Consider the following 9,048-nt stretch of genomic DNA (forward strand, 5'->3'; position numbering starts at 1 on the left):
CCCCAAAGGGGTCGGTTGGAATAAAAATCAATGGTAAAAAGGGTCATAATTAGAAAAAGTCACCCAAATGGGGACATTCGGAAGGCCTTTTGTCTACAATCTGAAACGCAAGGGCAACCTTGCGTTTTCTGTTATCAATTTTTAATCCAAGTAAACAATCTTAAAATCTGGAATGAGTCAATCCAAGTTACAACAAAACTAAACAGGAAAAAGGCTCCAACTGCTAAAAACTTCATTTTTCCTTGTTCTTTTCTGAACATCGCAGCAAAACTTACTACTAGCCCCAAAAATAATAGAACAAATCCCGAAAACACAAGCAGGTCAAGAATGCCATGAAAAATATAAGATGACCCAAGTAACAGGATCCCAATTCCGGTGAAAACAATGAATAATTTACTAATCAATTATAGCACCCCTTTTATACTGAATTATACCAATTACTCTAAAGAAATGAGGTTGTGGCAGCTATAAGCAGTCTGGTTCATTTTCCTGTGAGTAGTTTTCTTGACGGTTAAAATCAGTAAGAGTATTATGGTTACGAAAATAACCATGGTTATTAAAAGTTACTTAGTAATAAAATTGCATTTGATGCTAATAAAACCTCTACCTATAGTGGGATAATCGCAAAATAAAGGGAGATAATTTGCCTATAAACAAGTAGAGGCTTATATCAAAGCCTATCTCCGAATCATGTTTGAAAGGGGCAAATTTCCTTGAATGAGAAAAAAGAGGTTGGAGAAAAGGCGGCAGAATTTGTTAAGGATGGAATGGTAGTAGGACTTGGTACAGGTTCTACAGTATATTATACCCTCCTTAAATTAGGAAGATTAGTCCAGCAAGGACTCTCAATAAGAGGCATTCCTACTTCTAAACAAACAGAAAAATTAGCTAAAGAATTAGGCATCCCACTCGTTTCATTCCATGAAATTGACCATATTGATGTGGCCATTGATGGTGCTGATGAAGTGAATCCTGAATATAACCTCATAAAAGGGGGCGGAGGTGCTCTTTTGCGCGAGAAAATTATCGCGAAAGCGGCACACACTTTCATCGTGGTCGCCGACTCACAAAAAATGGTCAATCAGCTCGGAGTTTTCCCACTACCAGTTGAAGTACTGCCATTTGGAGTAGAAATGACCAGCAAATATATAGAGGAACTTGGATGTTCCGCAAAATTACGGTTACAAGAGGGGAACCCTTATCAGACAGATAACCGACATTATATCCTAGATTGCAGCTTTCAAACGATTTCCAATCCGGCAATATTAGAGAAAGACCTAAATCTGATACCCGGTGTGATCGATAATGGTCTATTTGTTGAAATGGCTGATTTGGTCATTACCATGAATGCCAGTAAAGAAATTGACATAAATTTGCGAAAATAGGAAAGCTGCCGGAGTGGAACAATATTTTATAGTTTGGGTTAAGTATTTTTTCAACAATGAGGGAGAAATAGCATGGAATCAATGACATTTGTATTATTTGGAGCAACGGGGGATTTGGCTAAACGAAAAATTTATCCTGCTCTTTATAATTTATATATTGATAAAAAGCTGCCTCAACCGATATCCGTTATTGGACTTGGAAGAGGCAATTTATCTCATCAAGATTTTCATGAAAAAGTGAAACAATCTGTCCTGGAGTTTTCACGTCGTCTAGAACATGAAGCTAACGAAATGGGAGACTTCTTGGAGGCCTTTCGTTTCTCTACGCTAGATGTAAACAAACAAGAGGATTTTCAGAAACTTCTGCAGGTAGTCAAACAAAGAGAAGATGAATTGAAAATCCCTGAAAATCGCATGTTTTATCTGTCAGTGGCACCAGAACTTTTTGATTTAATTGCCTTAAATATAAAAAATAGTGGGCTTGGCACTACTACAGGCTGGAAACGACTAATCATCGAAAAACCGTTTGGCCACGACCTTGCTTCTGCACGGGAGCTTAATGAAAGGCTTAGCAGAGCATTTGATGAGGAAGAGATTTATCGGATTGACCATTACTTAGGAAAACCCATGGTGCAAAATCTGGAAGCATTGGAATTTGCTAATCCTGTCCTCCAGTCTATTTGGAATAAAGACCATATTGCCAATGTTCAAATTACCGCAAGTGAAACGGTTGGAGTAGAACAAAGAGCTGGTTATTACGATCATTCTGGTGCGATTCGCGACATGGTGCAGAATCATATGCTGCAAATGCTTATGATGACTGCGATGAACCTGCCTTACAAGATAAATGCCACTGAAATTCGTAATGAGAAACGAAAAGTCATGGAAGCCCTTCGTCCAGTTAAAAAGGAAGAGGCTGCATCCGAGGTTGTTCGTGGCCAATATGGAGCAGGTGAACTCAATGGGAAAAAGGTAGCGGGGTATAGAGAAGAGCCTGGTGTGGACCCAGCGTCACAGACAGATACCTTCGTGGCTGCCCGTTTATGGATTGATAATCCTTTTTGGAGCGGGGTGCCATTTTATATAAGGACTGGAAAGCGAATGAAAGAGAAGTCCACTCGGATTGTTATTGAATTTAAAAATACCTTAAAGCTCCTTTATAACAAAGACCAAAAAGTAGAGCCTAATCTTTTAATAATTGAAATCAGTCCAGATGAAAACGTCACTTTGCAATTGAATGGCAGAAGTCCAGTGAATGGGAAAATAGAACCTGTCAACATCAGTATCTCATGCGAAGATTCTGTGCCTAATGGTTCTGGTGTGCCTGAGGCTTATGAGAGACTCATCTATGATGCTTTAATTGGGGATTCTACCTTCTTTGCCCATTGGAAAGAGGTTGAATTGTCTTGGCAATGGGTTCAGCCGATTTTGGATGCCTTTGAAGAAAATGCGTTGCCTCTTCATGAATATACATCCGGTTCCTACGGACCACATGCGGCCGAGCTTTTGATCGCTGATGATGGATTTACATGGTGGCTGGATAAAAAATCGGAAGAAGATAAGAAAGAGACTGAACTTCAAAAGTAGGAGGAAATAAGAAATGTCCCAAAATATCAACAATTTAGCAGTGACAACCATTCGGACCTTATCCATTGATGCCGTAAATGCGGCTAATTCTGGCCATCCAGGCCTGCCGATGGGTGCGGCGCCAATGGCGTACGCTCTATGGGCGAACCATCTGCATCATAATCCTAAAAATCCAAAATGGTTTAACCGCGACCGCTTTGTTTTATCTGCAGGGCATGGGTCCAGTCTGTTATACAGCTTACTGCATTTATTTGGATATGGTGTTTCTATTGATGACTTAAAGAGCTTCAGAAAATTAGGCAGCAGAACACCAGGACATCCTGAATTCGGTTATACTCCTGGTGTAGAAGCGACCACTGGCCCACTTGGACAAGGTATTGCTAATGCGGTGGGTATGGCAATGGCAGAAGCCCATTTAGCTGCTAAATTTAATCAAGAAGGTTTCCCTGTCATTGACCATAACACCTATGCATTAGTTGGTGACGGCGACCTTATGGAAGGTATTTCATATGAAGCCATGTCAATGGCAGGACATATGAAGTTAGGGAAACTCGTAGTTCTATATGATTCCAACGATATCTCCCTTGATGGTGAATTGAACGTATCCTTTTCCGAAGATATCAAGAAAAGGGCAGAAGCAGTCCATTGGCACTACTTAAGAGTAGAAGATGGCAACGATATTGAGGCGATTACAAAGGCAATCCAATCGGCAAAAGAAAATACTGAACAGCCAAGCTTGATTGAAATCAGAACCATCATTGGATACGGAAGCCCGAAGGTTGCAGGAACCAATAAGGCCCACGGAGCACCTCTTGGGGCTGAGGAGGCATCAGCAACAAAAAAAGCTTACAATTGGCTGTTTGAAGAAGACTTCCATGTTCCACAAGAAGTCAGAGACCATTTTGAACAATTAAAGCAAAAAGGAACCGAGATGGAAGAAAGCTGGAACCAGTTGTTTGCTTCATACCAAAAACAGCATCCGGAACTGGCAGAACAGTTAACCAATGCAATTTCTGGAAAAGTGTTGATCGATGCCAATGATATTTTAACGTTTGATAGCGGCAAAGCTGTATCGACTCGGGTGGCAAGCGGACAAGCAATTAATCATTTTGTCAAAACAGTGCCGGCGATTTTTGGAGGCAGTGCAGACCTTTCCCATTCCACGATGACGGAAATCAATGGGGAACAGATTTTCGCCGTTGAATCGTATGGTGCACGCAATGTGTATTTCGGAGTCCGAGAACATGCCATGGGTGCTGCAGCCAACGGGATGGCTTATCATGGCGGTTTGAAGCCATTTGTCAGCACATTCTTCGTATTCAATGATTATTTGCGGCCTTCTATTCGCTTGGCGGCATTATCCAAACTTCCGGTCATTTATGTATTTACACATGATTCGATTGCAGTGGGGGAAGATGGGCCAACACATGAACCGGTAGAACAATTGGCTGCCCTTCGTGCCATTCCAGGCTTAACGGTCATCAGACCAAGTGATGCGAATGAGACAGCAAGCGCTTGGGCATATGCTCTTCAACAAACAGAAGGACCAGTGGCGTTAATATTAAGCCGTCAAAACCTGCCGGTATATAACGAAACAAAAGCTAATTTGGACCATGTATCCAAGGGTGCTTATGTATTCGCCGAAACTAATTCGAACCCAGATGTCATTTTAATAGCCACAGGATCTGAAGTCTCTTTGGCGGCAAATGCTAAAGCTGAGCTGGAAAAAGAAAAAATTGCAGTTCGTGTGGTCGCTATGCCTAGCTGGGAATTATTCGAACAACAGTCCGATGAGTATAAGGAAGCGGTACTGCCTTCTTCAGTCAAACAGCGTTTAGCAATTGAAATGGGTATCCGCTTAGGATGGGAACGATTCGTTGGTTTGGAAGGAAAAGTGCTTTCTATTGAGTCGTTTGGTGCTTCCGGTGATGGCGGTTCTGTCATGAAGCATTTTGGTTTTACAACTGAAAATGTCGTCCATCTGGCCAAATTAATTTTAAATAAGTAAGCGTGGAGGAAATGAAACATGAAGTTAGGTTTAATCGGCCTAGGAAAAATGGGTTTTAACCTGGGGCAAAATTTAATTGAGCACAATCATGAAGTGGTGGCATTCGATGTGAACCCGAATGCAGTGGAAGAAATGAAAAAGTATGGAGCGCAAGGCGCCTCTAGCTTTAAAGAGCTAGTTCAATCCCTAGAACAGCCTAGAGTCCTTTGGATTATGGTTCCGCATGCTGTGGTTGATTCGGTCATTGGCGAAATCCTGCCGTTTCTGAATGAAGGGGATATTGTTATTGAGGCAGGAAATTCCCATTACAAAGAATCTGTCCAACGTTATAACGAGTTGAAGGAAGTGGGTGTCCGATTTATGGATGCCGGAACTTCAGGTGGTATGGAAGGCGCTCGTCATGGTGCATGCTATATGGTTGGCGGAGACCCAGAAGCATGGGAAATCGTCGAGCCTCTTTTCAAAGACACGTCTGTTGAAAATGGCTATCTTTATGCTGGCAAAGCAGGCAGCGGTCACTTCCTCAAGATGGTTCATAATGGCATTGAATATGCGATGATGGCAGCGATAGGGGAAGGATTTGAGGTTCTGGAAAAAAGTGATTTCAATTATGACTATGAAAAAGTGGCTCGAGTTTGGAATAACGGTTCAGTGATCCGTTCATGGTTGATGGAGTTAACCGAAAACGCGTTCTCTAAATACCCGCATTTGGATGAAATCAAAGGAATCATGCATTCTTCTGGTGAAGGCAAATGGACAGTGGAAACAGCCCTTGATCTTCAAACGGCTACACCTGTCATTGCCCTATCGTTGTTAATGCGTTACCGTTCCTTAGAGAACGACACGTTTACGGGAAAAGTGGTTGCTGCATTAAGAAATGAGTTTGGCGGACATGCGGTCGAAAAAGCAAATAAATAATAGATCTCGGAGGTAAGTACATGAAATTTTTTATTGATACCGCTAATATAGATGATATTAAAAAAGCCTATAAAATCGGAGTTTTATCAGGCGTTACGACAAACCCTTCATTGGTTGCAAAAGAAGGAGTGAAATTTGAAGATCGGATTGCCGAAATTCTAAATATCGTACCTGATGCAGAATCAGTATCAGCTGAAGTAACTCCAAACGCTCTAACTGCTGAGCAAATGATTGCAGAAGCAAACGAATTGATTAAAATTAACGGGGGAGACGAGAAAATCACCATTAAACTCCCAATGACTTTGGATGGTTTAGAGGCATGCCGTTATCTTACAAAAAGAGGGGTAAAAACAAACGTTACCCTTATCTTTACGGTTAACCAAGCCCTCTTGGCAGCACGTGCTGGAGCAACCTATGTTTCTCCATTTTTGGGCCGTCTAGATGATATAAGTGAGGACGGTGTTCAGCTTGTTGCAAAGATTGCTGAATTGTTCCGTATCCAAAATATTGATTCCCAGATCATTGCAGCATCTGTCCGTCATCCTGACCATGTAACTCGTGTCGCATTGGCAGGGGCTCACATTGCCACCATTCCATTTAAAGTGATTGAACAGTTATCGAAACATCCGTTAACTGACCAAGGCATTGAAAGATTTGCTGCAGATTGGAAAAATGCTTAAACAAGCTATCAACAAATGTACAAACACCCTTATCTTTGTAGATAAGGGTGTTTGTATCATAAAATTATTTTTCATCCTTTATCCAATTGTCGGCCCAGTTTTTTATTGGTCCTAGAATGTTTCCAAGTTCTTTTCCTTTTTGTGTTAATACATATTCTGTCCTAACAGGTCGTTCAGGGATGACATTTCGAATCACAATTCCGTGCTCTTCTAATTCCTTCATTCTCTCCGTCAGCATTCTTTTGCTAAGGTCTGGTATCATTGTATTAATCTCACTGAAGCGCTTTGGCCCGCTCAATAATACATATATGATTAAGCCTGTCCATCTTTTTCCTATTAATTCAAAAGTTCTTTCAACCTTAGGGCAAAGATTTACTTCCTCGGCCATCTTGCCACTCCTTTTTATTTCTATATTCTAATTTGGGTATTTATTGTTTCCTATATACTTATTGTAACCGCTTATCGACAGCTAAAAAAGGCTAAAAGTCACATTTTTTTGAAAAAATTTTGAACAGGGGATTATTAAATTAAATAAACTGAAAATAACTGTCGCTATTGACTACTTACTGTAACGCTGATATGATTTTAATATTATATTCATATAACATTTTACCTTGTATAAGTTCAAGAATATGGCTTGAACGTCTCTACCAGGCTGCCGGAAATAGCCTGTCTACAAGGGGCACAAATTAGACGTATTCATACGTTTTTTTGTCCTTTGCAGACTCATCCTTCGGCAGCTTTTGCCGGAGGATTTTTTAATTTACTAGATTCGGAGGACCTATTATGAAAAATTACTTTCAATTTTCCGAACGGAATACGTCTTATAAGCAGGAAAGTATTGCGGGAGTCACTACCTTTTTATCATTGGCCTATATTTTAGTGGTCAACCCTGTGATTTTAAGCCAAACCGGAATGGATAAGGGGGCATTATTTACAGCCACAGCTTTGTCCGCAATTATTGGATCCTTATTAATCGGACTGATTGCCAATTATCCAATTGGGATTGCGCCAAGTATGGGGATGAATGGGTTCTTTACCTTTACCGTTTGTATTGGCATGAACATCCCATGGCAAACTGCACTGGCAGGTGTTTTTATTGCAGGCGTACTGTTTATGATTTTAAGCTTATTGAAAATCCGTGAAAAAATTATAAATGTTATTCCACAAGATTTAAAACATGCCATCGCTGGTGGGATTGGCTTCTTCGTTGCTTTTATCGGATTAAAAAATGCCGGACTGGTTGTATCAAGTGATGCTACTTTTGTAGCGATTGGGAACCTTAAATCATCTACCACCTTGCTTGCCATTGTTGGCTTTATTATTACGTTTATTTTTCTAAATAGGGGAGTAAAAGGCGGGATTTTCTACGGAATGGTGGTAACCACGATTATTGGGATCATTTTTGGTACCATTGAACCGCCAAAAGCGATTATTGGAAAAATCCCAAGTCTCGAACCAAGCTTTGGCGCGGTTTTTGGCGCTTTAGATGACGTGTTTAGCCCGAAAGTGCTAGCTGTTATCTTTACTTTTTTGTTTGTGGCATTTTTCGATACCGCCGGTGCTTTGATTGCCATTGCCAGCCAAGCGGGGCTTATGAAAAACAATGAAATTCCTAATGCAGGGAAAGCCTTACTTGCCGATTCATTATCAGCTGTAATCGGAGCGGTTTTAGGAACATCAACGACAGCTTCTATGGTTGAGTCGTCTGCCGGAATTGGCGTTGGGGGGCGTACAGGCTTTACATCAGTGATTATTGCAGCCTGTTTTATGATTTCTTTATTTTTCTCACCAGTGCTGTCGATTGTTACACCTGAGGTGACAGCGCCTGCTTTAATTATTGTGGGTGCGATGATGGCGACTGAAATCAGCAAGATTAATTGGAACAATTTTGCGATTGTCATCCCAAGCTTTGTGACGATTATTATGATGCCCTTAACCTACAGTGTGGCAACAGGTATTGCCCTCGGCTTTATCCTTTATCCGATTAGTATGATGGCGATGAAAAAGACAAAAGAGGTTCATCCGATCATGTATGTGCTTTGCCTACTCTTTATTGGCTATTTTGCCTATGTCATTTAATTAAAATTTAATCGATTCATGGTGCAGGTTCTTTTGCAATAAGGCTCTGATATTGATTTCCGCTCCAATCAACAGAGTTAAAAAGTTCAACATTATCGTTTAACTGAGTCTACTTTAAGAAAACAGTGGAACTGCACTTTTTTACATTTTTATATAAATCAAAGAACTGTACTACGGCAAAATAACAATGGTAAATTGGATGATGATAAAGAAAGAGAGCCCAGTCGGGCTCTCAGATTGTCGAGAAAGGTTATTTTTCTCGGCAATTTTTCATTTTACTTGAATTAAAATATGATTTTTAGAATTGATTATCGCCTGCAATGGGGCCTATTGATTTCCGCTCCAGGTGCTTCGCTTTCCGCGGGCGTGCCGGGGAGCCTCCTCGGCG

The 9,048-nt window shown here is 40.8% G+C and carries 8 protein-coding genes and 1 riboswitch; of the genes, 6 read left to right on the plus strand and 2 right to left on the minus strand.

All coding sequences use genetic code 11. The features are described 5' to 3' along the window. Positions 1-134: 134 nt before the first annotated feature. Positions 135-404 carry a hypothetical protein gene (locus BN2425_RS01545; protein WP_052352742.1) on the minus strand — a complete coding sequence of 90 codons (270 nt, stop codon included), beginning with the start codon at positions 402-404 and terminating at the stop codon, positions 135-137. Between the two features lie 309 nt (positions 405-713). Here BN2425_RS01545 and rpiA point away from each other — a divergent pair, with 309 nt between their 5' ends. From rpiA to fsa, 5 genes are all read left to right on the plus strand, one after another. Beyond that, the gene (gene rpiA, locus BN2425_RS01550) at positions 714-1,385 is read left to right on the plus strand and encodes a ribose-5-phosphate isomerase RpiA (RefSeq protein ID WP_042454342.1); all 672 of its coding nucleotides are present in this window, start codon (positions 714-716) and stop codon (positions 1,383-1,385) included. A 72-nt stretch (positions 1,386-1,457) separates the two neighbouring features. Then, positions 1,458-2,972, plus strand: a complete 1,515-nt coding sequence (gene zwf, locus BN2425_RS01555) for a glucose-6-phosphate dehydrogenase (protein WP_042454343.1) — start codon at positions 1,458-1,460, stop codon at positions 2,970-2,972. Positions 2,973-2,985: 13 nt separating this feature from the next. Beyond that, positions 2,986-4,980: a transketolase gene (tkt, locus tag BN2425_RS01560; protein WP_042454345.1), complete on the plus strand. Its 1,995-nt coding sequence runs from the start codon at positions 2,986-2,988 to the stop codon at positions 4,978-4,980. Between the two features lie 18 nt (positions 4,981-4,998). Next, complete coding sequence (gene gnd / locus BN2425_RS01565) at positions 4,999-5,898, plus strand: phosphogluconate dehydrogenase (NAD(+)-dependent, decarboxylating) (protein ID WP_042454346.1); 900 nt, start codon at positions 4,999-5,001, stop codon at positions 5,896-5,898. 20 nt (positions 5,899-5,918) lie between these two features. Continuing rightward, on the plus strand, positions 5,919-6,578 hold the full coding sequence (fsa, locus tag BN2425_RS01570) for a fructose-6-phosphate aldolase (protein ID WP_042454348.1): 660 nt from the start codon (positions 5,919-5,921) through the stop codon (positions 6,576-6,578). A gap of 64 nt (positions 6,579-6,642) precedes the next feature. Here fsa and BN2425_RS01575 read toward each other — a convergent pair whose 3' ends face one another. Continuing rightward, a complete protein-coding gene (locus tag BN2425_RS01575) occupies positions 6,643-6,966 on the minus strand; it encodes a winged helix-turn-helix transcriptional regulator (RefSeq protein ID WP_042454350.1) in 324 nt (107 codons plus the stop codon). A 206-nt stretch (positions 6,967-7,172) separates the two neighbouring features. Continuing rightward, positions 7,173-7,274, plus strand: a riboswitch (purine riboswitch). Between the two features lie 90 nt (positions 7,275-7,364). On the opposite strand from BN2425_RS01575, the gene BN2425_RS01580 reads away from it, so the two are divergent. Beyond that, the gene (locus tag BN2425_RS01580; RefSeq protein WP_042454352.1) at positions 7,365-8,660 is read left to right on the plus strand and encodes an NCS2 family permease; all 1,296 of its coding nucleotides are present in this window, start codon (positions 7,365-7,367) and stop codon (positions 8,658-8,660) included. The last annotated feature ends 388 nt before the right edge of the window (positions 8,661-9,048 follow it).

This window comes from Neobacillus dielmonensis (assembly GCF_000612665.1).
GTDB classification, from domain to species: Bacteria; Bacillota; Bacilli; order Bacillales; family Cytobacillaceae; genus Neobacillus; species Neobacillus dielmonensis.